Source organism: Micromonospora sp. LA-10, from assembly GCF_051853095.1.
GTDB lineage: Bacteria > Actinomycetota > Actinomycetes > Mycobacteriales > Micromonosporaceae > Micromonospora > Micromonospora echinospora_A.
Genome location: NZ_CP195710.1, coordinates 2,560,304 through 2,582,717 on the forward strand (window position 1 = coordinate 2,560,304; position 22,414 = coordinate 2,582,717).

At 72.6% G+C, this 22,414-nt stretch carries 21 protein-coding genes; 11 read left to right on the forward strand and 10 right to left on the reverse strand.

All coding sequences use genetic code 11. The features are described from left to right. The first annotated feature begins 156 nt into the window (after positions 1-156). Both ACSDG8_RS11900 and ACSDG8_RS11905 read left to right on the forward strand, forming a co-directional pair. Entirely contained in the window at positions 157-1,338 is a 1,182-nt protein-coding gene (locus tag ACSDG8_RS11900; RefSeq protein WP_210943183.1) for a sensor histidine kinase, read from the forward strand. Beyond that, the gene (locus tag ACSDG8_RS11905; RefSeq protein WP_210943182.1) at positions 1,335-1,997 is read left to right on the forward strand and encodes a response regulator; all 663 of its coding nucleotides are present in this window, start codon (positions 1,335-1,337) and stop codon (positions 1,995-1,997) included. Before ACSDG8_RS11900 ends, ACSDG8_RS11905 begins: the two co-directional genes overlap by 4 nt. 22 nt (positions 1,998-2,019) lie before the next feature. Here ACSDG8_RS11905 and ACSDG8_RS11910 read toward each other — a convergent pair whose 3' ends face one another. Further along, positions 2,020-4,194 carry an MMPL family transporter gene (locus tag ACSDG8_RS11910; protein WP_439427871.1) on the reverse strand — a complete coding sequence of 725 codons (2,175 nt, stop codon included), beginning with the start codon at positions 4,192-4,194 and terminating at the stop codon, positions 2,020-2,022. Positions 4,195-4,306: 112 nt separating this feature from the next. On the opposite strand from ACSDG8_RS11910, the gene ACSDG8_RS11915 reads away from it, so the two are divergent. The 3 genes from ACSDG8_RS11915 to ACSDG8_RS11925 are packed head-to-tail and all read left to right on the forward strand — an operon-like array spanning position 4,307 to position 6,423. Further along, entirely contained in the window at positions 4,307-5,245 is a 939-nt protein-coding gene (locus ACSDG8_RS11915; RefSeq protein ID WP_210943180.1) for a hypothetical protein, read from the forward strand. 46 nt (positions 5,246-5,291) lie between these two features. Continuing rightward, positions 5,292-5,657, forward strand: a complete 366-nt coding sequence (locus tag ACSDG8_RS11920) for a VOC family protein (RefSeq protein ID WP_210943179.1) — start codon at positions 5,292-5,294, stop codon at positions 5,655-5,657. A gap of 31 nt (positions 5,658-5,688) precedes the next feature. Continuing rightward, a complete protein-coding gene (locus ACSDG8_RS11925; protein WP_210943178.1) occupies positions 5,689-6,423 on the forward strand; it encodes a YqjF family protein in 735 nt (244 codons plus the stop codon). A gap of 113 nt (positions 6,424-6,536) precedes the next feature. On the opposite strand, the gene yidD is transcribed toward ACSDG8_RS11925, so the two are convergent. Then, complete coding sequence (yidD, locus tag ACSDG8_RS11930; protein WP_307856269.1) at positions 6,537-6,893, reverse strand: membrane protein insertion efficiency factor YidD; 357 nt, start codon at positions 6,891-6,893, stop codon at positions 6,537-6,539. Between the two features lie 120 nt (positions 6,894-7,013). Here yidD and ACSDG8_RS11935 point away from each other — a divergent pair, with 120 nt between their 5' ends. After that, positions 7,014-7,874, forward strand: a complete 861-nt coding sequence (locus tag ACSDG8_RS11935) for an AraC family transcriptional regulator (protein WP_210943177.1) — start codon at positions 7,014-7,016, stop codon at positions 7,872-7,874. On the opposite strand, the gene ACSDG8_RS11940 is transcribed toward ACSDG8_RS11935, so the two are convergent. Then, complete coding sequence (locus ACSDG8_RS11940) at positions 7,871-9,067, reverse strand: aminoglycoside phosphotransferase family protein (RefSeq protein WP_439427872.1); 1,197 nt, start codon at positions 9,065-9,067, stop codon at positions 7,871-7,873. The two genes, ACSDG8_RS11935 and ACSDG8_RS11940, sit on opposite strands and share 4 nt — an antisense overlap. 191 nt (positions 9,068-9,258) lie before the next feature. Between ACSDG8_RS11940 and ACSDG8_RS11945 the strand changes: the two genes are divergently transcribed. After that, on the forward strand, positions 9,259-9,783 hold the full coding sequence (locus ACSDG8_RS11945; protein ID WP_439427873.1) for a SigE family RNA polymerase sigma factor: 525 nt from the start codon (positions 9,259-9,261) through the stop codon (positions 9,781-9,783). After that, on the forward strand, positions 9,773-11,050 hold the full coding sequence (locus tag ACSDG8_RS11950; protein WP_439427874.1) for a rod shape-determining protein MreC: 1,278 nt from the start codon (positions 9,773-9,775) through the stop codon (positions 11,048-11,050). The genes ACSDG8_RS11945 and ACSDG8_RS11950 overlap by 11 nt, the downstream gene beginning before the upstream one ends. A gap of 68 nt (positions 11,051-11,118) precedes the next feature. On the opposite strand, the gene ACSDG8_RS11955 is transcribed toward ACSDG8_RS11950, so the two are convergent. Together ACSDG8_RS11955 and ACSDG8_RS11960 are read right to left on the reverse strand one after the other, a co-directional pair. Next, the gene (locus ACSDG8_RS11955; protein WP_210943173.1) at positions 11,119-11,709 is read right to left on the reverse strand and encodes a hypothetical protein; all 591 of its coding nucleotides are present in this window, start codon (positions 11,707-11,709) and stop codon (positions 11,119-11,121) included. 313 nt (positions 11,710-12,022) lie between these two features. Next, a complete protein-coding gene (locus ACSDG8_RS11960; RefSeq protein ID WP_439427875.1) occupies positions 12,023-13,177 on the reverse strand; it encodes a hypothetical protein in 1,155 nt (384 codons plus the stop codon). Between the two features lie 265 nt (positions 13,178-13,442). Between ACSDG8_RS11960 and ACSDG8_RS11965 the strand changes: the two genes are divergently transcribed. Together ACSDG8_RS11965 and ACSDG8_RS11970 are read left to right on the forward strand one after the other, a co-directional pair. Next, positions 13,443-14,984 carry a gluconokinase gene (locus ACSDG8_RS11965; protein WP_439427876.1) on the forward strand — a complete coding sequence of 514 codons (1,542 nt, stop codon included), beginning with the start codon at positions 13,443-13,445 and terminating at the stop codon, positions 14,982-14,984. A 21-nt stretch (positions 14,985-15,005) separates the two neighbouring features. Then, complete coding sequence (locus ACSDG8_RS11970; protein WP_210943207.1) at positions 15,006-16,517, forward strand: GntT/GntP/DsdX family permease; 1,512 nt, start codon at positions 15,006-15,008, stop codon at positions 16,515-16,517. Between the two features lie 7 nt (positions 16,518-16,524). Here the strand turns inward: ACSDG8_RS11970 and ACSDG8_RS11975 are convergent, their stop codons facing one another. The 5 genes from ACSDG8_RS11975 to ACSDG8_RS11995 form a co-directional block, all read right to left on the reverse strand. Then, positions 16,525-16,809: a putative quinol monooxygenase gene (locus tag ACSDG8_RS11975; protein ID WP_091418876.1), complete on the reverse strand. Its 285-nt coding sequence runs from the start codon at positions 16,807-16,809 to the stop codon at positions 16,525-16,527. Between the two features lie 27 nt (positions 16,810-16,836). Then, positions 16,837-17,595 carry a MerR family transcriptional regulator gene (locus ACSDG8_RS11980; protein WP_210943170.1) on the reverse strand — a complete coding sequence of 253 codons (759 nt, stop codon included), beginning with the start codon at positions 17,593-17,595 and terminating at the stop codon, positions 16,837-16,839. A 110-nt stretch (positions 17,596-17,705) separates the two neighbouring features. Further along, the gene (locus tag ACSDG8_RS11985; RefSeq protein WP_210943169.1) at positions 17,706-18,338 is read right to left on the reverse strand and encodes a hypothetical protein; all 633 of its coding nucleotides are present in this window, start codon (positions 18,336-18,338) and stop codon (positions 17,706-17,708) included. Between the two features lie 131 nt (positions 18,339-18,469). Next, a complete protein-coding gene (locus ACSDG8_RS11990) occupies positions 18,470-20,749 on the reverse strand; it encodes a putative bifunctional diguanylate cyclase/phosphodiesterase (protein WP_210899769.1) in 2,280 nt (759 codons plus the stop codon). A 129-nt stretch (positions 20,750-20,878) separates the two neighbouring features. Continuing rightward, positions 20,879-21,376, reverse strand: a complete 498-nt coding sequence (locus ACSDG8_RS11995; RefSeq protein WP_210899772.1) for an ArsR/SmtB family transcription factor — start codon at positions 21,374-21,376, stop codon at positions 20,879-20,881. Between the two features lie 79 nt (positions 21,377-21,455). Between ACSDG8_RS11995 and ACSDG8_RS12000 the strand changes: the two genes are divergently transcribed. Beyond that, positions 21,456-22,409 (forward strand): S41 family peptidase, encoded by a 954-nt coding sequence (locus ACSDG8_RS12000; protein ID WP_210899775.1) that lies wholly within the window; start codon positions 21,456-21,458, stop codon positions 22,407-22,409. The last annotated feature ends 5 nt before the right edge of the window (positions 22,410-22,414 follow it).

Here is a 22,414-nt window from a genome sequence, read left to right on the forward strand (position 1 = left end):
ACCAATCGGGGATGCCATCGACGCTAGGTCGGCGGGCGGGCACCGTCGTCCGCGTGGCCGCGCGACCGGTTGTCGCTTCTCGGCGTACGCCTCGGGGGTGTCCCTGACGCCTGCGGACGACAGCGCCGAGGGGCCGGGCGGACCTAGGCTCGAAGCGTGCCCGACACCTCGCCTGGACGCGCCGACGCGCTGCTCGCGGCGGCCACGCTCGGCCTGGTCGCGGTGGCCGTGGCGGCCGAGCGGCCCGCTGCCGGCGCCGCGGCGCTCGCCGTGGTGTTCGGCGCGGGGCTGGGCGGGCTGGTGCTGGGTGCCCGACGGTGGCCGGTGCCGGCGCTGCTGGCCACGGCGGTCGCCATTCTCGGGTACTACGCGCTGGACCTGCCGCCGGTCGGGGTGGCCGCCCCGGCCGCGGCTGTGCTCTACCGGGTGTCCGAGCGCGGGCGGGTGGTCCCGGCCGCCGTCGTCGCCGGGAGCCTGCTGGCCGTGTCGGTGGTCGCGCGGCTGGTCGAGGGTGACGACATCGGCGTCGTCGTCGGTACGCAACTGGGCTCGGAGGCGGCGTTGCTGCTCGCCGTCGTTGCCCTCGGCGACGCGGTACGCAACCGCAGGTCGCTGCGGGCGGCGTTGATCCGGCAGGCGGTCGCGGCCGACGAGGAGCGTCACCGGGAGGCGGCCCGTCAGGTGGAGGCGGAGCGGCTGCGCATCGCCCGGGAGGTGCACGACACGCTCGGCCACACGATGTCGGTGATCAGTTTGCAGTCCGCCGTCGCCCGGGAGGCGCTCGCCGACAGCGATCCGGCGCAGGCGGAGAGCGCGCTGGCCGCGATCCGGTCGGTGAGCGGCAGCGCGATGGCGGAGTTGCGGGCCACGCTCGGCACGCTGCGCCGCGAGCCCGGGCCACGGGAGCCGGTACCCGGCTTCGATCAGCTCCCGGCGCTCGTGGAGGGCGTACGCCAGAGCGGACTAAAAATCGACCTGCGCGTCGAGGGGCCGGTGGAGACGCTTCCGGCGGTGGTGGGCAGCACCGTCTACCGGGTCGTGCAGGAGGCGTTGACCAACGTGCTGCGCCACGCCGAGGCCACCCGGATCACCGTCACGGTGCGCGCCGCGGCCGGTCGGCTCACGCTGGAGGTGGTGGACGACGGCCGCGGTGGCCCGCCCGCCGGCCGCGCGGACGAAAGGGGTCAGGGCCTTCGCGGCATGGCCGAGCGCGTCGCCCTCCTCGGCGGCACAGTCGAAACCGGCACGATCAAAAGCGACACAATCCAACCCAGCACGCGCGGCACCGCCGGCTTCCGTGTGGCGGTCAGCCTGCCGCTGGCGGGGGTGACCGCGTGAGCCCGATCCGCGTCGTCCTCGTCGACGACCAGCACCTGGTCCGCACCGGCCTGCGCGCGCTGCTCGACCGGGCGCCGGACATCGAGGTGGTCGGCGAGGCGGGCGACGGCGGCAGCGGCCTCGCCGTGGTACGCGAGCAGCGGCCCGACATCGTGCTGATGGACGTACGGATGCCCGGCGGGGACGGGCTGGAGGCGACCCGCCGGATCCTGACCGACCCGACGCTGGACGGCGTGCAGGTGGTGATGCTGACGACGTTCGACGACGACGAGTACCTGTTCGAGGCGATCCGCGCCGGGGCGGCCGGTTTCCTGCTCAAGGACACTGCGCCGGATGCCCTGCGGGACGCGGTCCGGACGGTGGCCGGTGGCGACGCGCTGCTGTCCCCCGCTGTGACCCGGCGGGTGCTCGCGGCGGCGGCCCGCTCGCCGGTTGTCGACCCGGCGCGGCTGGCCGGACTGACGGCCCGGGAGCGGGACGTGCTCGCGCAGGTGGGCGCGGGGCGGTCGAACACGGAGATCGGGCAGGCGCTGTTCCTGAGCCCCGACACCGCCCGCACCTACGTGAGCAGGCTGCTGCAGAAGCTGAACGCCCGCGACCGGGCGCAGCTCGTCGTGATCGCGTACGAGAGCGGGTTGGTCCGCCCCGGCGAGGGGTGAGCCGCGCCGGGGCGGGTGACAGTCAGACCGGCGTCGCGTCCGCCGGCTCGGGCGCCGCGTGCCGGCCGCCGCCACCGCCGCCACCGCCGTTGCGCCGTTCGTCGCCGTGCCCCGGCCACCACGCCTTGCGGCCGATCAGCCCGGTCAGCGCCGGTACGAAGAACATCGACATGACGAACGCGGACAGCACGATCCCGATCGCCACGGCGAAGCCCATCTGCTGGAGGAACGAGATCGGGGCGAGCATCAGGACCCCGAACGTGCCGGCCAGGATCAGCCCGGCCGCGGCAACTGTCGGGCCGGCGTGTTCCACCCCGATCGCGGCGGCCGCGTGTGGTTCGTGGCCTTCGCGCGCCTCCTCGCGGAGCCGGGCGATCATCAGGATGTTGTAGTCGGTACCGATCGCCACCACGAACAGGTAGAGGATGATCGGCAGTTGGAACGTGACGCCCGGGTTGCCCTGGAGCCCCTGGAACACGTAGACGGTCGCGCCGAGCGTGGCGGCGAAGTTGAGTAGCACCGCGATCACCAGGTAGACCGGCGCGACGAGGCTGCGCAACAGCAACCCGAGGATGAGCGCGATCAGGCCGGCGGCGACCGGAAGGATGACCGAGAGGTCCCTGTTGTTCGCCGAGTTGATGTCCGCGAAGATCGCGGTGGCGCCGCCGACGAGGGCCTTGGTGCCTGGCGGCGCGGCGGCATGCAACGCGTCCCGCAGGTCGTCGCGGACCAGCGTGATTGCCTCGTTGGACATCGGGTTCTCGTTCAGCAGCAGGCTGATCCGGGCGACGCTCGGGTCGGTAGCGCTGCGCTCCGGCGGCTGCGCCCGCCCGACGCCCGGTGCGCGGGCCGACGCGGCGGCGAAGTCGTTCACCTGCTGGTCGGTGAGCGGGGTGCCGTCGGCGGTGGTCAGGTAGACCTCGGTGGGCGCGAGCGCACCGGCGGCGAAGCCGCGCTGGAGGTCCTGTGCGGCCCGTGCCGACTCGGTGTCCTGCGGGAAGCCGGCGCTGAAGTCGTAGTCGGCCTTGTAGCCGAGCACCCCGGCGGCGAGCGCGACGAGCAGCACGCCGGAGGCCGCTGCGACGACGGCCGGGCGACGGCCGACGGCGGCGCCGAGCCGCCGGGACAGGGTCGCCTTCGGTACGCGCTGCCACGCCTTCGACGGCCAGAACACCCACCGGCCGAGCAGCGACACGAGTGCCGGGATCAGGGTCAGCGAGGTGACGAGCATGACGCCGACGGCGATGGCGAGCGCCGGGCCGAGCGAGCCGAAGAAGCCGAGCGAGGCGAGCAGCAGCACCAGGAACGCCACGATGACCGCACCGGCGGCCGAGGTGATGACCTCGCCGACCCGCTGCACCGAGACGATCATGGCGGTACGCTTGTCGTCGCCGGCGCGCAGCCGCTCCCGGTAGCGGAACAGCAGGAACAGGATGTAGTCGGTGCCGATGCCGAACAGCACGATCAGCAGGATGGTCTGCAGGTCCTGGCTGACGTTGAGGTCGAACGCCTTGCCGGCGGCGGCGACCAGCCCGGTGGTGACGGACATGACGACGCTGATCACCACCACCGGCAGCAGCGCGGCGATCGGGCTGCGGAAAATGATCAGGATCAGCCCGATGATGAGGATGATGGTGGCGATGCCGACCACCGCGAACGCCTCGTTGAACGTGTCCTCGTTGTCGACGAAGCTGGCCACGTCGCCGGCCACCCCGGCGGTCAGGCCGCTGCCGGCCAGGTCCGGCCCGAGGGCGGCACGCAGATCGCGTACGGCGTCGAGCAGGCCCGGGTCGTCCGGGCTGTCGGCGTCGAGACCGACGGTGACCACCTGCACCGACTTGTCCGGCGCGACGGCCTGCGGGCCGGTCAGGTAGCCGGAGGTCTGCGGGATGTCGCGGGCCTTGAGCGCGGTGGCGAGCTGCCCCACGCGCGCCTCGTCGGCCGGGGTGAGCGGCTTGCCGTCGCCGCGCTTGACCACGACGGTGGCGGTGGCGGTGGCCGCCTGCGGGAACGACTTCTCGGCCAGCTCGGTGGCCTGCACCGACTCGTAGGAGCGCGGCAGGAAGCTCTCCTGGTCGGCGGAGGTGATGTCGCTCAGTGACGGGCTGGCGGCGATGATCGCGATCGCGGCGACGACCCAGCCGCCGATCACCCACCACGCCTTGCCCACGACGAATCTGCCCAGGCGCTCGAACATCGTTTCCCCCGTGTGTTCGGCTGTGTCGCAAGCGATCCTACGCTGCGTGAGCAATCCCTTTCGGACGGCTCGCGGACTTTCGTCGATGATCCGGGTGGTCGAGACTCAGCTGATGCGTCTGTGGTTGCCCGGTCCCGGAGTGCTCAGCGCCTGGTTGGCGGCGACCGTGCCGGCCCCGCTCGTCGTCCACGAGTGGACCCACAGGTGGGAGGAGGACCAGCCGGTCTCCACCGCGCTGTGGTGGCCGGTGCTCGCGTCGCCGCTGCTCGCCGCCGTGCTGGCGGCCCGGCAACCCCGCCGCCCGGCCGCGGCCGTCGGCGTGTCCACGCTGGTCACGTCGGCGCTTCTCGCGGTGTCGCTGGCGTTCTTCCGGTGGGTCGTGCCACTGACCGGCGAGGCCCGCTGGGGGCGGGCTCTGCTCGGCGGCGCGGCGCTCGCGGTGGTCGGGGCGCTGATCGGGTACGCCGTGGGCGGGCGCCTGCCCCGCCGGGCCCGCCCGGCGTCGCGACGCGGCTACCTGGTCGGCGGGCTCGCCGTCGTGTTCGGCGCGCTGCTGGCGCAACCCGCGGTACGGCTCGGCGCCGAGGACAGCACGATCGGCGAACCCCCTCGGGAGTACGGCGGAGTCGGTCCCTACACGGCGTCGGCGGGACGGTTCACGGCGCCGGCCGCCGGGGCGTACGCGATCTTCGCGGTGGGCTTCTCCCCGGCGGACCCGGACTGCCGGGCCACCGGCGGCGGCGCGGAGGTCCGGGTGGCCGAGCCGGTCTCCGTTGCGCCGGGCGACTACGGCGGCGACGCCGCGTCGTTCGCCTGGGTGGCCACGGTACGGGTGCCCGCCGCCGGGCTCTGGACGCTCGACTGCCGCACCGACGACCCGGAGGCTTCCTACGTGGTGGGTGACGTGCCGGAGATCCGGGGCGCGGTGGGTTCGCTGATCCACTGGCCGGCCGGGGTGATCGGGCTGATCGGCGCAGTTCCCGGCCTGCTGATCGTCGCGGACACCGCCCGGCGGCAGCGGGCGTCCCGCACCCGGGCGGAAGTGTCGTAGGGGGCTCGTAGCCTGGCCCGGTCATCGACGATCGCAGGGAGGCGACGTGCTCGACCACCTGTCCATTGCGGTACGCGACCTGGCGGCCAGCGGCGCCTTCTACGACACGGTGCTCGCCCCGCTGGGCGCGCGGCGGCTCATGGAGCCGGGCCCGATCGGCTACGGCGTCGACAAGCCCGACTTCTGGGTGGAGCCCGCACCGTCCGACGCCACGCCGGTGCCGGTGCACCTCGCGTTCACCGCCGGTGACCGTGCCACTGTGCGCGCGTTCCACGACGCGGCGGTGGCGGTCGGCGCGGAGGTGCTGCACGCGCCGAAGGAGTGGCCGGAATACCACGCCACCTACTACGGCGCGTTCGTCCGCGACCCGGACGGCAACAACGTCGAGGCGGTCTGCCACCGACCGGAGTGAGTCGGTTGCGTCCGGGAGGCACGATGGGCCGGTGGAGATCGAACCGGTCGAGCACGCTCCGGTACGCGCCATCCGCCGGGCCTGGCTGGCGCAGCGCTGGCACGACCTCACCTTCCTGCACTGGGCGGTCCCGCCGGAACGGGTGGCGCCACTGCTGCCCACCGGCACCCGGCCGGACACGTTCGACGGGCTTACCTACGTCGGGCTGATCGGGTTCCGGATGGTCGGGGTGGGCCTCGGCCGTGGCCCGGGCGTGCCGTACTTCGGCACGTTCTGGGAGACGAACGTGCGGCTCTACTCGGTCGACGGCTCCGGGCGGCGCGCTGTCGTGTTCCGCTCGCTGGACGCGTCGCGGCTGGTGCCGGTGCTGGTGGCCCAGCTGAGCCTGCGCCTGCCGTACAAGTGGTCGGCGATGCGACTGGACCGCTCCGGCGACACGATCACCTACCGCTGCCGCCGCCGCTGGCCCGGCCCGTCCGGCGCGTCCAGCCGCATGACCGTACGCGTCGGCGCGCCCATCGCCGAGCCGACGCCGCTGGAACACTTCCTCACCGCCCGCTGGGGACTGCACACCCGCGCGTACGGCCGCACGCTCCACCTGCCGAACTGGCATCCGCAGTGGCCGCTGCACCGCGCCGAGCTGCTGCACCTGGACGACGAGCTGGTCACCGCCGGAGGTCTGCCCGCGCCGGACGGGCCACCGATGAGCGTGCTCTACTCACCCGGCGTCCCGGTGGTGTTCGGCGGCCCCACGTCGGTCGGCTGACCGCCACCTCGATCGACGCCAGGTCGCCGCAGTGGCGGCATCCGGCGCACCGGGACACCGCCACCTCCCCGACGTGGCGACGGCACCTCCGCGCGCTGCCGAGGCGAGCGGCGTCAGCGCACCGGGTCGTGGGTGCCGTGCGGCACGTCGGGGCGGCATCGGCGGACCCGGTCGGCGGCCATCCGACCGCCGGCCGCCAGCCCGTACCGCTCCACCGCGGCGAGCCCGTACGCGCTGCACGTGGGCGTGTAGCGGCAGGTGCCCGGCCAGCGGTGCGACAGCCAGCGCCGGTAGCCGAGGATGGCGGCCCGGCCGGCCCGGTCCACGGCGGGCCGCCGGACGACGCCCCCGGTCACCGAGCCGAGGGTGAGCAGCGTCGAGAAGATGCCCAGGTCGCAGCAATTCAGGAACGGAGAGTCGCACGCATCGCAGTTCCACTTCTTCTTGGGGCGTCTCCTGCGGAAGATCACGCCGTGATTGTGCGACACCCCCGCCAGTGTCGATGAGGCGACCGGACCGGGTCCGCTGCGATCGGGTCGGCGGGCGTCCGGGAACCTAGCGTCGACGGCGTCACCAGGAGGGAAGAACGGGTGCTGGATCGGCTCAACGCCGCGCTGGACCACCTCGAACAGCGGCTCGACAGGCCGCTCGACGTGGCCACGCTGGCCCGGATCGCGGGCGTGTCGGAGCACCACTTCGGCCGGCTGTTCTCGGCGCTGGCCGGGCTGCCGCTGTCGGAGTACGTGCGCCGTCGCCGGATGACGTTGGCCGGCGCGGACGTGCTCGCCGGGCGGGAGTCGCTGCTCGACGTGGCGGTCCGCTGGGGGTACGGCTCAAACGAGGCGTTCGCCCGCGCGTTCCGGGCCGTGCACGGCGTCGGGCCGACGCAGGCCCGGCAGGGCGGTGCGGTGCTGCGGTCCCAGCCCCGGATGTCCTTCCGGCTCGTCGTCGAAGGGAACACCAGCATGGACTACCGGATCGTGACCAAGGACGCCTTCCGGCTCGCCGGCCTGTCGGCCCGGGTGCCGCTCGTCCACGAGGGCATGAATCCGCACATCGTGGCGTTCGTCAGGGGCATCGACCCGGCCACGGTACGCCGGATCGAGGCGCTGTCCGACCAGGAGCCGAGCGGGATCGTCAACGTCAGCGCCGAGCTGGCCGGTTCCCGCGACGAGGGCGCCGAACTGGACTACTGGTACGCGGCGGTGACCGGCGCGGAGGTGCCCGGCGACCTGGACAGCCTGCCGGTCGAGGCCGGCGACTGGGCGGTGTTCTCCAGTTCCGGGGCGTTCCCAGTGGCGGTGCAGCACCTGTGGCGGGCCGTGTTCACGTCCTGGTTCCCGTCCAACCCGTACGAGGCCCGCCCGGGGCCGGAGATCTCCCGGGTGCGGGTCGCCGAGGACGGCGGCACCGCCGACGCGGAGCTGTGGATCCCGATCCGCCGCGTCTAGGGCGTGGCCGCCGCTCGCGCCAGCGCAGCCGGCACGTCGTGTACGTGGTACGGGTGCTCACCCGGCTCGATCGCGTCGAGGAACATCGCGTACACGGCGGCCAGCCGCAGCGGCGCGACCGGCCGGAGCAGGTCGACGGCCCGGTGCGGGTCGCTGCCCGGCACGTCGGTACACCAGCGCCGCGCCCACGCGTCGACCAGCCGGGCGGCGGCGTCGACGTCGACCTCCTCGGTCAGGCGCAGGATGTCGAAGGCGGGGTGGCCGACGAACGCGTCCGCCCAGTCGATCACCACCCGCCGCCGCCCGTCGCCGCGTACGTTGCCGGGGTGCAGGTCGCCGTGTACGAGCGTGTCGGGCAGGCCGCAGTCACGTACCTGCTGGAGCCGGTGGTCGAGTCCGTCGAGCAGGCCGGCGGCCACCGACAGGTCGTGCCCGTCCAGCCGCTCGCGGATCCAGTCCGCCAGCCCCGCCCCGCGCAGGTCCGGCACTCCCGCCGCGACCAGCTCACCGACGACGCCGCACGCCAGCCGCTGCACCGGGTGATGCCCGGCCGCGATGGCGGCCCGCTCCCCCTCCCCGGCCCCGTACCGGTCCTGTCCCGGCACGTCCTCCAGCAGCATCCGCCCTTCCCCGTCTGCGGCGAGCACCACCGGCGCGTCGATCGAGGAGTCCGCGTCACCGGGACGACCGGCCAGCGAGGGGAGCCGGCGCAGGACTTCCGGCTCGTGGTGGGCGAAGGGCGGGAGCTGCTTGAGCCAGGCCGGTCCCTGGTGGGTGTCAAGGCGCCAGATGGCGGAGAGGTTCCAGGTGCGCTGCTGCGCCACCGCCGTCACCGGGCGGCCGAGCCGGCGCAGCTCACCCGCCGCCCAGGCGACGCTGCGGTCCGGTCCGCCGGCCTGCGCCCACGGCTGGCGCAGCGGGTGCGGCGCCAGGTCCACGGCAACCGGTTCCAGAGGTACGGCCGGGGCGACGGCTGCGGTCTGTGCCAGGTAGCGGACCCGCCCGCCGGGCGGCGCGGGACGGTCGGCGTCGAGCAGCCGCAGCACGGCGACCTCCAGACCGTGGCGACGCCGGACCTCGGCCACGATCGAGGCGACCTCCTGCCACCACGGCTCCGGCACGTCGAACGACGGCAGCGCGCCGAGCGGGCGGCCGGTGGCGTCGAGCAGGATCAACGTGACGGTGCGGGACACGGCCGGACGGTAGCCGGAAACCGCCACCGGAGGCGACCACATTCGTCGGGCGCCGGGCCGGTCGTCACTCCCATCGACCCGCGGGCCGAGATAATTGATCGTCAAAGATTTCCCGGGGTCACGGCAACGTTTGCTCGGGTCGAGGGCGTAAGTAGTGGCCGTGAGATCGAAACCGAAGGTGCGGGTGGCCGATGCACGATCGCGAGGATGAGGAGGTGACAGCCTTTGTGCGGGCGCGCTACGGGTCGCTGCTTCGGACCGCCTTCCTGCTGTGCGGAGACCGCGGCAAAGCCGAGGATCTGGTCCAGACGACGCTGGCCAAGACGGTAGTGGCGTGGTCTCGGCTGCAACGCTCCGAAGGCGTCGATCATTACGTTCGGCGCGTGCTGGTGAACACGTTCGTGTCCTGGAGGCGACGCCGATCCTGGTGGGAACAGCCCTTGGGCCGCCTGGTGGAGACTCAGGCACGCGACGAGTACGTGGGCGTGGAACAGCGGGACCTGCTCCGCCGGGCGTTGGACGGGCTGCCGGCACGACAGCGTGCCGCCGTCGTACTGCGCTTCTACGAGGATCTGTCGGAGCAGGACGCGGCGCTCGTCATGGGTTGTTCGGTGGGCACGGTCAAGAGTCTTTCGTCAAGGGGCCTGCGGACTCTGCGTCAGCAGTGGATTGAGGCCGACGCTGTCGCTGATCAAGAGGTGCGCTATGCAACATGACACGACGGAGTTGCGCGACGGCCTGGCGGATCTGGCCGAGTCGGTGGCACCGACAGAAGGCTATGCCGGCAAGATCATGCGGCGGGCGGAGCGGCGTCGCGGCCGGCGGCGAATCGCCGCCGGAGCCGCGGCGGCAGTGTGCTTGGCGGTGCTGGTCACGACGTTTCGGGTGGTCGGATTCGGGTCCACGCCGCAACTCGCCGCACCGCCGCCGGACGGCCCCTTTCTGGGCTGGTCTCCGGCGGGCGACGTGGACGCGGGACTGGTCCGGGAGGCCACCGGAGTCTGGGACCGTGCCGGCTCGACGGGCCCGCACACGGATGTTCGAGCACTTGTCGCGACGCGCCATCCACGCCTGCGCTCGACAGTTGTCGTCCTGCAGGGGTACGACAAGCAGGGTGACGCGCGGTTGGCGTTCTTCACAGGTGATTCCGGTGCGGCGGACGCCTTGCGGATGCGGGTCGATCGGCCGGCGCCTGATCCGGTGAAGACCCAGGTGATAAGTCTGGTCAGTCCGCGGCTTTCCGGAGCCGCCGGCGAGGTGAGCAACGACTCTGCGGGCACCTATGTCATTGCCCTCGCCATGCCGGGCGTGACAGCGCTGAGGGTGTCGAGCACGGCTGTCGACGACGAGATCGTTCAAGAACCGGACGGACCCACCAGCCGTCTCGTCGTGGAACGACTCCCGCTCGCCGCGACCGCGCAGACGACGACGATCGCGGGGTTCGTCAAGCCGACGCGACCGTTCGCCGGTTTTACGAAGATGTTCGAGATGCCTGGCGAGGCCGGCGTGGACGGCGATGCGCGGGCCGTACCCGCCGACGTGATCGGCAGGAACGACCACCAGATCATTGTGGCGTTCCCGAAGGATCAGGAAGTCCGGCGAGGGCAACTTGCGGTCGTCGCCGAAGGTCTGGTCGGACGGGTTTCCGCGGTCGACACCGTCCGTGGCGAAGCCACTGTCGACCTCGTCACCAGCACCGGGTTCACGGGCCGGGTGTACACGAACATCAGCAATGTTCCGGGCTTCGTGCGCGGCACCGGCGGAAAGCTCGTGATGGAAGGCATCCCCGCTGACGGTGAGGTCTACCGGACCAACCGTGTGGTGATGCCGGATCCGTCCCAGCAGAGCGATCGGGTCGGCGCTGTCACCATCGGGCGAGCCTCTGCGGACAAGGTGGCGGGCGCGACCACCGTGGAGCTAACGCCCACAGCCGACCTTGCCGATCTGACCAGATTGTCGATCATGACACCGTTCGCCCCCTGAGTGCGGTCCGCCGACGCAAGAATGCGCGGAGGCTACTCGCCTCCGCGCATTCTCAGCAGGTCTGCGGGTCAGTAGTGGACCGAGCCACTGCCCGAGGCCTTCGCGATGTCACCGCCGGAGTTGCCGGTGGAGAAGTAGTAGAAGTGCATGGTGGTGTTCGTCGGAACATTCGACCAGCACCAGGTGCGCGTCACGCCGTCAGTGGGAACGGTGATGGTCCCGCCCGCTGAAAGGCTCACCTTGAACTGGTGGTACGACCCCTGAGGGTAATCCCACGTGGCTTCGATGTCCTTGCAGAAACTCGTCTTCGTGGACCTGAAGTCTCGGCCATCCATGCTCCAAACTCCATCGAACGTGAAGGAGAATGGAATTGCGGACACCGCCAAGGGAGTCATTCCCGTCGTGACCGTAGGGCCGTTCTGCGTGTAGTGGTCGATCGAGCCCTGGAGCTTGGGCTTCCCGCCGGTGACCGTCATGGTCACGTTCGGCGGCAGCGACGCCCACACCGCTGCATTGTTCGCCTCGATCTCGGCGGCACTGACCGTCGGCTTCGCCGACTCGCCGCTCGCCGATTCGGTTTTCGGTGCCGCTTGAGCCGGAGCAGCCAACAGCAGCATTCCTGTGGCCACGGCAGCGACGATTCCCAGCGACCGCTTCACCAATGAGTGTGACACTCTGTGATCCTCCCGTGCGGTTTGTGTGATAACCCGACCCTGCCATTAGTCGAGTCATGGCAACAAGACTGACCACGGTCGATCTTTGTGTGGCTTCTCACCAGCATCGGGACAACGCTTCCCACCCACGTGTGGTATTACCTAAATCTCTACATGAGACAGTTCTTTGGGAATCCCGCACATGAAAGTGCGACAACACGAGAAATCGCTGCGCGAACACCTCGACAACCGCTACCGGGAGTTGCTGACGTCCGCCTGACGGGGATCACCCACGTCAAGGCGGCTGGCTGAACCGGCGTCAGCGCCAGACGGTCCGGCGCAGCCCCTGGTGACCGGCGCACACGTCGCGCTGGCCGCCGGTGCGGCTGATCGAGCCGTCACGGCACTGCACCAGCCAGCCCCGATCGGACCAGAAGCCGGGTACGCACTCGAACCACTCGCACACCTCGGCAGCCGGCCGGCGGATCCGCTGGCCGCCGCAGAAGTCGTACCCGAAGGGGTTCGCCGGGGCGCCGCAGCGGCGCTCGACCGGCGGCTGGGGCGTGCCGCGCGGCGGCGCGGGACGGGCGCGCGACGGCTCGGGGCTGGCCGTGGGCCGGACCTGGACGGCGGGAGCGACCTGCGGCGGCGCGGGGGTGCCGGTGGCCGCCGGGGTGGCCGCGGCGGCGCGCTCCGAGCCGGCCCGGGTCGGCGGGTTGGTCTCGAAGAGCATTGCCGGCACGACGAGCGCGAGCGCCGCGCCGACTGCCACCGTGCGCCGGCCGCCGGGCACCAGCGCGGAGACCCGAGCCTGGGCGGGGGTGAGCACCGGCGGGCGCTGCGGGCGCTCCGCGGCGTGCTCCTCGATCAGCTCGTCCAGCTCGGCCACCACCGCGGCGCGCTGCTCGATCGCGTCGGCGAACGCGAGCGTGAGCGTGAACCGGAAGTCGGCCACCGCGCCGGTGGGCAGCAGCAGCCCGGAGGTACGTCGCCGGTCCAGCACCTGGATCAGGGTGACCGGCGCGCCGGGGTCGTGGGACAGGCCGGTCATCCGGCCGTACGCCCAGTCGCGCCGGCCGCGCCCGCCGAGCAGCACCAGCCGGCGGTTGGTGAGCACCGCGAGCCCGGCGTCGACCACCTTGACCCCCTCCGGGCGGCGCGGGCGCAGCACGGGCAGGTCGGGGTCGACCGTCAGCTCGGGGGCGGGCAGCACGGCGGTGTGCCGCACCTCCACCAGTTGCGCGGCCGGGAGCGTCCAGAAGACCACCTCGCCGGGGGCCAGCTCCATCGGCAGGCCGACGCCCGCCTGGGCCGAGCCGTGGAAGGACACCGCGAGCGTACGCAGGCGGCGCAGCTCGTCGTCGCGGCGTCGCCACGCCTCGTCGGCCGCGCGGAACCCCCGCTGCCGCCGTTCGTTCTGCCGGTGCGCCCACCGGTACCGCCATGTGGAACCCGTCGAATCAGTCTTCGCCACGCCGACTCCTCCGCCGCGCGAGCCCACCAATCGGGGTGTCTTTCATGTCAACGATCCGGCAGGGGTACGAAGACACGCGAAAGTCACCAATTAGACCGATCGGCTGATTGACCTCCACAATCGGCGGAAACTCCCGCGTCGATTCACGTTCCGTGCCACCGGCCTCCGGCGGTCCCGCTTCGTCATGCGGTCGCGTGGACACGTCGGTAACGTCAGCCGCAACAGCGGGGCGGACCGCGGCCCCCGGCGGCAAGGAGGTGCACCGGTGGGCGACCCGGCCGTGGTGGTGGGAGTGGACATCGGCACCACCAGCTCCAAGGCCGTCGCGTTCGACACCACCGGCCGGCAACTGGTCAGCCACTCGATCGGCTACCCCCTGGAGGAGCCGAACCCGGGCTGGGCCGAGCAGGATCCGGAACTCATCCACCAGGCCGTGCTGGGCGTGATCCGCGCGGTGGTGGACGAGCTGCGCGTACCGGTGGCCGGCCTGTCGTTCAGCACCGCCATGCACAGCCTGATCGGGCTGGACGCCGACGGCGCCCCGCTCACCCCGTCGATCACCTGGGCCGACTCCCGGGCCAGCGCGCAGGCCGAGCGGCTGCGGGCGGTGCCGTCCGGACTCGCGCTGCACCGGCGCACCGGCACCCCGGTGCACCCGATGGCGCCGTTGCCCAAACTGGTCTGGTTCGCCGAGCAGGAGCCGAAGCTGCACGAGCGGGTCGCGCACTGGGTCGGCATCAAGGATCTGGTGCTGCGGCGGCTCGCCGACGCGCTCGTCACCGACCACTCGGTCGCCTCGGCCACCGGCCTGATGGACATCCACCGGCTGGCCTGGGACGCCGAGGCGCTGCGCCTGGCCGGCATCACCGAGGAGCAGCTCCCCCAGCTCGTACCCACCACCCACGTGCTGCCCGGGCTCACCGCCGAGGCGGCGCGGGCCACCGGGCTGCCGGCGGACACCCCGCTGGTGGTGGGCGCCGGCGACGGGCCGCTGGCGAACCTCGGCCTCGGCGCGGTACGCCCCGGCGTGGTGGCCTGCTCGATCGGCACCAGCGGCGCGATGCGGGTGATGGTGGAGCGCCCCGGCGTGGACCCGCTCGGCGGCGTGTTCTGCTACGCGCTCACCGAGGACCGCTGGGTGGTCGGCGGCGCCATCAACAACGGCGGGATCGTGCTCCAGTGGGCGAACGACGCGCTCGCCCCGGAGCTGGGTGAGCACGCCGAGGAGGAACTGCTCGACCTGGCCGCCAAGGCGCCGGTCGGCTCCGGCGGGCTGATCATGCTGCCGTACCTGCTGAGCGAACGGGCGCCGCACTGGAGCGCGCTGCCGCGCGGCGCGTACGTCGGGCTGACCCACGGCCACGGCCGGGCGCACCTGGTCCGGGCCGCGCTGGAGGGCGTCTGCCAGCAGCTCGCACTCGTCCTCGCCTCGGTCCGGGCGGCCGGCAACGAGGTACGCGAGGTCCGCGCCAGCGGCGGCTTCGCGCGCAGTCCACTGTGGCGGCAGATCCTCGCCGACGCGCTCGGCATGCCGGTGCGGTTCCCCGCCGGGCACGAGGGGTCCGGCTTCGGGGCCGCGCTGCTCGGCATGCAGGCGCTCGGGCTGATCGAGTCGATCGAGGTCGCCGCCGACCTGGTCCGGATCGAGGAGACGGTCCACCCGGAACCCGCCTCCGCCGCCACGTACGCCGCGCTGCTCCCCCTCTTCTCCGAGCTGTACGACGCGCTCGTGCCCACGTTCGCCTCACTGCGGCGGATGGCGCCCAGCCTGCCGCCGGAACCACCACCCACAGCACCTCCCCGCTGACGACCGAAGGGCGTGATCGCCGTGGTCACACTGCTCGCTGCTCCCGCGGAACCGCTCACGAACGCCGGTGACACCCGACTCGTCCTCGCCGCCCTGCTCGGCATCGCCGCCGTCGTGCTGCTCATCGCCTGGGGCAAGGTGCACCCGTTCCTCTCGCTGATCCTGGGCGCGGCGGTGCTCGGCGTTGTCGCCGCCGTACCCGTCGACAAGATCGTCACGTCGTTCAGCGGCGGCGTCGGCTCCACGGTCGGCGGCGTGGGTCTGCTGATCGCGCTCGGCGCGATGATCGGCGGCCTGCTGGCCGAGTCCGGCGGTGCGGACGGCATCGTGGAACGGGTGGTCAGCCGGGTCTCCGGCACCGCGCTGCCCTGGGCGATGGCCGGCGTGGCCGCGCTCATCGGCCTGCCGCTGTTCTTCGAGGTCGGCGTGGTGCTGCTGGTGCCGATCGTGCTGCTGGTCTCGCTGCGGGTGAACGTCCCGCTGATCAAGATCGGCATTCCCGCGCTCGCCGGACTGTCGGTGCTGCACGGCCTGGTGCCGCCGCACCCCGGCCCGCTGGTGGCGATCGACGCGCTCGGCGCCAACCTCGGTCAGACGCTTGCGCTGGGGCTGCTGGTGGCGATCCCCACGGTGATCATCGCCGGTCCGGTCTTCGGCAACTTCATCGCCCGGTACGTGCCGGCCACCGCCCCGGCGGCGCTGCTGCCGACCCGGCGGGACGCCGCCGACGACCGCAGCCCGACCCGTCCCGGTGACGGCCGGGTCGACGCCGACGGCGACCTGGTCACCGACGACGACCTGCTCAACCCCGGCACCGGCCGCCCCGGGGCCTCCATCGAGGAGCCGGCCGGCCGGCGATCCAGCCGCTCCCCGGCGCTGTGGGCGGCGGTGGTCACCGTGCTGCTTCCGGTGGTGCTGATGCTGCTGCGGGCGATCGGCGAGCTGACACTCGCCGAGGACACCGCCGGCCGCAAGGCGCTGGACATCGTCGGCACCCCGATCATCGCCCTGCTCGCCGGCGTCATCTTCGCCATGATCTTCCTGGGCTACCGGTCCGGCTTCAGCCGTACCCAGGTCTCCGGTTTTCTCGGCGGCTCACTGCCGCCGATCGCCGGCATCCTGCTGATCGTCGCCGCCGGTGGCGGCTTCAAGCAGGTGCTCGTCGACGCCGGCGTGGGCGACCTGGTCGCGAACGCCGCCGACGGCGCGAACCTCTCGCCGCTGCTGCTCGGCTGGCTCGTCGCGGTCGGCATCCGGGTCGCCACCGGCTCGGCCACAGTCGCCACCATCACCGCCGCCGGCATCGTCGCGCCGCTGGCCGACACGCTCGCCGGCCCCGAGGTGGCGCTGCTGGCGCTGGCCATCGGCTGCGGGTCGCTGTTCTTCTCGCACGTCAACGACGCCGGCTTCTGGCTGGTGAAGGAGTACTTCGGATTGACCGTCGGGCAGACCATCAAGAGCTGGTCGGTGATGGAGACCATCATCTCGGTGGTCGGCTTCCTCGGCGTCCTACTGCTCGACGTCTTCATCTAGCGACGGGTCAGGGAGCCTCGACGCCGGAGATGCGGAACTTGTGCACCTCGGCGCCGAGGATCTCCGTCACCTGCTCGGCCTCCGGGCCGGAGCCCCGGAACGCCAGCAACTGCTCGTCGGACTCCCACCGCTCGTAGACGTTGATCCGGCCCGGCTCGACCAGGTCGGCGCTGACCGCGAAGTCGACGCAGCCGGGCGCGGCGCGGGCCGCGCGGACGGCGGCCTCGCAGGACGCCAGGTAAGCGTCCCGCCGGGCCGGATCGACGTAGAGGGTGCCGGCGACGATGAGCATGCCGGCCATCCTGCCACGGACGCCCGGTCAGGCCCGGGTGATCGCGTTGGCGTGGATGGCCTCGTTCAGGTAGGCGGCCATCCCGGGCCGCAGCGTCTCGAAGTACTCGGTGAACCGCGGATCGGCCACGTACATGTCGGCCAGGCCGGTGTGGATCTCGTATGAGCAGTCGTACCACCACTTGGTGATGAGCTGCCGGTGCTCCTCGGCCAGCGCCATCGCCTCCGGGCCGTCAGCCGGCGCGCCCGAGTCCATGAGCGCGGCGAACCGCCGCCCCCAGTCCTCGTTCTCCGCCTTGTTGCGCAGCCAGTCCTCCTTCGAGTAGCGGGCCGCGCGCTCCTGCGACTGCCGGTACGCCTCGGTGTCGCCCCAGCGCTGCTCGGCCTCCTCGGCGTGCTCGTCCGGGTCGAAGTCCCCGAACACCTCGAACCGTTCCTCCGGCGTCAACTGGATCCCCAACGTCCTCGCCTCCATCGCGTGTTCGATCGCCGCGACCATCTCCTGGAGCTTCCCGATCCGCCCGGACAGCAGCTCGTGCTGCCGGCGCAGGTGCGCCACCGGGTTGGCGTCCGGATCGTCCAGGATCTCGGCGATCTCCTCCAGCGGGAACCCCAGCTCGCGGTAGTACCGGATGAGCTGCAACCGGTCCAGGTCCGCGTCGTCGTACCGGCGGTAGCCCGCCGGCGTGCGCCCGCTGGGCCGCAGCAGCCCGATCTCGTCGTAGTGGTGCAGCGTCCGGACCGTCACCCGGGCCGCCCGCGCCACCTGCCCCACTGTGTACGCCATGGTCCCCTCCCTTCCGCGACCAAGGCTGCCGCCTCCCGCTGCGTGAGGGTCAAGCCCGGAAAAACGACGACGCCCCCGACCATGATCGGCCGGGGGCGTCGTCGGTGCGGTCAGTTGGTGACCTTCTCCTTCTCCGCGGCGGCGAAGGTCGCGCTGGCCGGGGTCCGGAAGGCGTGCACCAGACCGGCGACCGAGAGCAGGAACAGCAGGCCCGCGCCGAGGTACAGGGCCAGGGCGCCCTGCTCGGCCTTGCGGCCGAACTCGCTGAAGCCGTACGAGGTGAGCAGCAGGCCGCGCAGCGTCTCGCCCTTGAACACGGTCTCCCGCTGGGCGCTCACCTCGGCGAGCTGCTTCTGCAGGTCGGCCAGGTTCGCGGCGTTGCTCTGCTCGGCCTGGGCCACCTGCTCGCGCAGCGCGCTCTGCGGCTCGCCCAGGTCGGCGTAGGTCTTGCCACCGGCCATGTTCTTCAGGTGCAGGCCGATGTACTCGTTGGCGTAGCACTCCGCCTGCTTGCCGGTGGTCATCTTCTGGCCGGCGTACTCGCGCAGGCAGTCCGACTTCTTCTCCTCGTCGGAGAGCTTGTCCGCCGGGGTGAAGGTGATGTTCTGCTCGCCGAGCTGGCTGCGTACGTAGTCGTTGGCGAAGTTGGCGTTCGTCGTCAGGACGACGCCGACGACGAGCAGCAGGACCGCCAGGCCCAGCCCACCGATGCTGAACAGCAGGTCGAGAGTCCGTCGCTTCATATCAAGCTCCCGTGTGGAGGTTGTTTCCGTAACTTGTTGACGAGAACCATCCTGCGGTGGCGGGCCGCCCGGAAGCAGGGCCGAACCCCCTGTCCTGTCCGGGACCTTCGGCCCCCCGCGGACCGGGCCGCTCAGCGCTCCGCGCCGGCGCCGGACAACGCGGGAAGCAGGTCCGGCAGTGCGGTCGGACGGCCGTACCGCCAGCCCTGGCCCTGCCGGCAGCCGATCGCGGTGACCGCCGCGTGCTGCGCGACCGTCTCCACGCCCTCGGCCACCACGGCCAGGTCGAACGCGCCGGCCAGCCGGTTCACCATCTCGACGGTGGCGTACGCGCGGCTGTCCCCGGCGTCCAGCCGGGACACGAACGACCTGTCGATCTTCAACTCGGTGGCCGGGATGCGGTGCAGGTAGCTCAGCGAGGAGTAGCCGGTGCCGAAGTCGTCGATGGCGATCCGGATGCCCAGGTCGCGCAGCTGGGACAGCCGGTCCAGCACCGACTCGCTGCCCTCGATCAGCGCGGACTCGGTGAGTTCCAGGGTGAGCGCGCGGGGCGGCAGGCCGGCCGCGGCGACCGCGCCGGTGACAGTGGCGATGAGGTCGGGCCGGCACAGGTGGGCGGCGGCGATGTTGACCGCCACCGTCACCTCCGGCGCGTGCGTGCGCCACGTCGCCGCGGCCCGGCACGCCTCGTGGATGACCCACCTGTCGATCGCCACGATCAGCCCGGTCTCCTCGGCCAGCGGCAGGAACCGGGCCGGGGTGAGCACGCCGAGCCGGGGATGCCGCCAGCGCACCAGCGCCTCGGCGCTGCGTACCGCGCCGGTGTCGAGGTCGACGATGGGCTGGAACTCCATCAGCAACTGGCCCTCATCCACCGCGCGGCGCAGGTCGGCGATCAGCTCGGCCCGGCTCACCGCCGACTCGCGCAGCTCCGGCGTGCACGTGCGGTACGCGGCCTTGCCGGCCGCCTTCGCCGCGTACATGGCGATGTCGGCGTCGCGGAGCAGGTCGGTGTGCGACGTGTGCTGCGGCCCGTACTCGGCGATGCCGATGCTCGCCGACGGGTGGACGCCGAGGTCCTCCTCGCCGGGCAGCGGTTCCAGCGCGGCGAGCAGCCGGATCGCGAGCCGCTCGGGCGGCACCGGGCGCTCCCCGGCCACCAGCACCGCGAACTCGTCGCCGCCCAGCCGCGCGATCATCCCGTCCGGGCCGACCGCGTCCCGCATGCGCTCCGCGGTGGTGGTCAGCAACCGGTCCCCGGCGGCGTGCCCGAACCTGTCGTTGACCTGCTTGAAGCCGTCCAGGTCGAGCAGCACCACGGCGACCGGCCCGCCCGCGCGCAACGCCCGGCGCAGCCGCCGCACGAACGTCAGCCGGTTCGGCAGACCGGTGAGCTGGTCGGAGTACGCGAGCCGGCGCAGCCGGCCGACCAGCCGCAGGTTCTCGTTCGCGGCCAGCCCTTGGCGCAGCGCCAGCACCCCGAGCAGGGCCATCATGCCGACGAAGACCACGTGCGGGGTCTGCCCGCTGGGCCGCCGCGACAGCATGACCGCGACGATCGCGCCGCCCACCGGCAGGTACGGCAGCGCGACGCGCCACCACGGCGGCAGCGGTGACTCGACCACGTCGTCCTCGCCGTCCTCGTCGGTCGGCGGCGGATAGCGGGTGGCCAGACCGACCAGCAGGTAGCTCAGCGGCCAGCAGATGTCGACCGGGTGACCGGGCGTGTAGTTGTCGTGCGCGACCAGGGACACGTAGACGGCGTCCGCGCCGGCCCGGATCGCCAGGCCCGCCCCGATCACGGTGAGCGCCCGCCACATCGGCCGGCCCGGACCGGCGACCGCCACCAGGATCGTCAGCTGCATCAGGTCGAACATCGGGTAGAGCAGGCCGAACGTGCGCATCGGATCGGCCAGGCCGGCCTCGGTGATCTCCTGGAACACCACCACCCACCCGATCGGGATGAGTGCGAGCCCGACGATGACCCCGTCGAGCAGCGTGCGGGCCCGGCCGATCAGGCTGCGCGGGCCGGCGCGGAAGCTGAGCAGGGCGGCGGTGCCGGTGACGATGCCGGCGGCGAACAGTCCGGCGACCAGCGGCGTGTGCGGCAGGCCGAGCCCGCCGAGGCGTTCGACAGTCCACACCGTACGGCCGAGCGCGGCGAGGACCATGGTGGCCGCAAGCAGCTCCCAGAACCGGCGCAAGGCGGCCGGGTGGCGCCGCGCCGCGCCGAAGCAGAGCACCGCCGCCAGGCTCGACACCGCCATCGCGCCGAGGTCGCTGACCAGCGCCGCGCCGGGCAGCCGGGCGACCAGCCAGGCCGTTTCCGCGAGTACGGCGACGGCGGCCGCGGCAAGTCCGACACGGCCGGCGAGCGGATGACGGGCCGGCGCCGCGGCGGCGAGGCTCACGTCGAGCTGGGGTACAACAATGCGCTCCGGCTCTCTTCCAGACGTGCACCCTCGACGGCGAGGGCAGGACGACGGACGGCGCAAGCCTAGTCAGCGCCGGGGGTCGCCGCCAGAGTCGACGGCTGTCGGTCAGCGGACCGTACCCGGGTGCCGGTAGAGGGACACCAGGACGCCGTAGCGCGGCTGGCCCGGTGGCGCCTCCTCGGCCTCGCCGACCAGCTCGTCCAACGTGGACCGGAGCCGCTGCGCCTGGGCCGGGGTGAGCCGCAGGTGCCGCAGGTGCACGAGCGGGTCGGGGTCGCCCGCCAGCTCCTCGGCGAACGCGCCGAGCAGCGCCGTGGTGGCGCCGGCGTCGGTGTCGGCGCCGACGAGCCGGCGGAAGGCGCGTTCGTGGTAGCGCTCGGTGCCGCCCCGGACCTGCCGGCTGTGTGCCGGGCGGACCATGCCGGCCTCGGTCAGCACGCCGAGATGGTGGGCGACAGTGCCCTTCGCCGCGCCGAGCCGGGTGGCGAGCTGGCTGACAGTGGCGGGACCGGCCCCGAGCGCGAACAGCAACCGGTGCCGGAACGGGTGGGCCAGCGCCTTGAACTGGGCCGGGGTGCGGATCTCCAGCGGGTCGAGGGACACCGCTAAAGCGTCCAACTCTCTTGACGCTTTTGTCAACCGGCTGCTCTACTGCCCTCCACCACGAGAACGGGGAACACGCATGGATCCGGACGAGATCACCGGCATCGTCGAGCGGGCCGCCGGCCTGGTCGCCGACGAGTACGTCCTGCCCGACGTCGCCGACCGGGTCGCCGCGCACCTGCGCGCGCGCCTGGGCGCCGGGGCGTACGCCGGGGCCGGCGACCCCGCCGCGCTCGGCGCGCTCGTCACCGCTGACCTCCAGTCGGTGAACGGCGACCTACACCTGCGGCTCAAGCACCACGAGCAGCAGCTGTCCGACAAGGCCGACGACCCGGCCGGGGAGCACTTCGCACGCCTCGCCGCGCTCGGCATGGGCGGGGTGACCCGGGTGCAGCGGCTACCCGGCAACGTCGGTCTGCTGGAGATCCAGCCGTACGTGTTCCCGCCCGACCTGGCCGGCGACGCGCTGACCGCCGCGCTGCGGTTGCTCGCCGGCACCGACGCGCTCCTGCTCGACCTGCGCGGCACCGAGGGCGGCAGCCCGGACGGGGTGGCGCTGCTCCTCGGCTGGTTCTTCGCCGAGCCGGTACACCTGCACACCATGCACGAGCGCTCCGGCGCCGCCCGCCAGTTCTGGAGCGCCGCCTGGCTGCCGGTCCCCCGGTACGCGCCGGACAAGCCCGTCCACGTGCTCACCGGGCCGGTCACGTTCTCCGGCGGCGAGGAGGTGGCGTACGACCTTCAGCAGTTCGGCCGCGCAACGCTGGTCGGCGAGCGGACCCGCGGCGGAGCGCACCCCCGCGTCGGGCACCGGCTGCACCCGCACCTGGAGCTGACAGTGCCGGTGGCCCGGCCGGTGAACGCGGTGAGCGGCACCAACTGGGAGGGCTGCGGCGTCGTCCCTGACGTCGAGGCTCCGGTCGACCGGGCGCGCGACGTCGCGTACCGCAGGAGCCTTGAGGCGCTGCTGACGGCGGACCCGGGCCGGCCGACGGCGGCCGAGGCGCGCGCGGCTCTCGCCGCCCTGGGCTGAGCCGG

Excerpts from the sequence above, each read along its gene's own strand:
- ACSDG8_RS11910 (WP_439427871.1), bottom strand. The coding sequence starts at position 4,194 with ATGTTCGAGCGCCTGGGCAGATTCGTCGTGGGCAAGGCGTGGTGGGTG.
- ACSDG8_RS11915 (WP_210943180.1), top strand. The coding sequence starts at position 4,307 with ATGCGTCTGTGGTTGCCCGGTCCCGGAGTGCTCAGCGCCTGGTTGGCG.
- ACSDG8_RS11945 (WP_439427873.1), top strand. The coding sequence starts at position 9,259 with ATGCACGATCGCGAGGATGAGGAGGTGACAGCCTTTGTGCGGGCGCGC.
- ACSDG8_RS11950 (WP_439427874.1), top strand. The coding sequence starts at position 9,773 with ATGCAACATGACACGACGGAGTTGCGCGACGGCCTGGCGGATCTGGCC.
- ACSDG8_RS11975 (WP_091418876.1), bottom strand. The coding sequence starts at position 16,809 with ATGCTCATCGTCGCCGGCACCCTCTACGTCGATCCGGCCCGGCGGGAC.
- ACSDG8_RS11980 (WP_210943170.1), bottom strand. The coding sequence starts at position 17,595 with ATGGCGTACACAGTGGGGCAGGTGGCGCGGGCGGCCCGGGTGACGGTC.
- ACSDG8_RS11985 (WP_210943169.1), bottom strand. The coding sequence starts at position 18,338 with ATGAAGCGACGGACTCTCGACCTGCTGTTCAGCATCGGTGGGCTGGGC.
- ACSDG8_RS12000 (WP_210899775.1), top strand. The coding sequence starts at position 21,456 with ATGGATCCGGACGAGATCACCGGCATCGTCGAGCGGGCCGCCGGCCTG.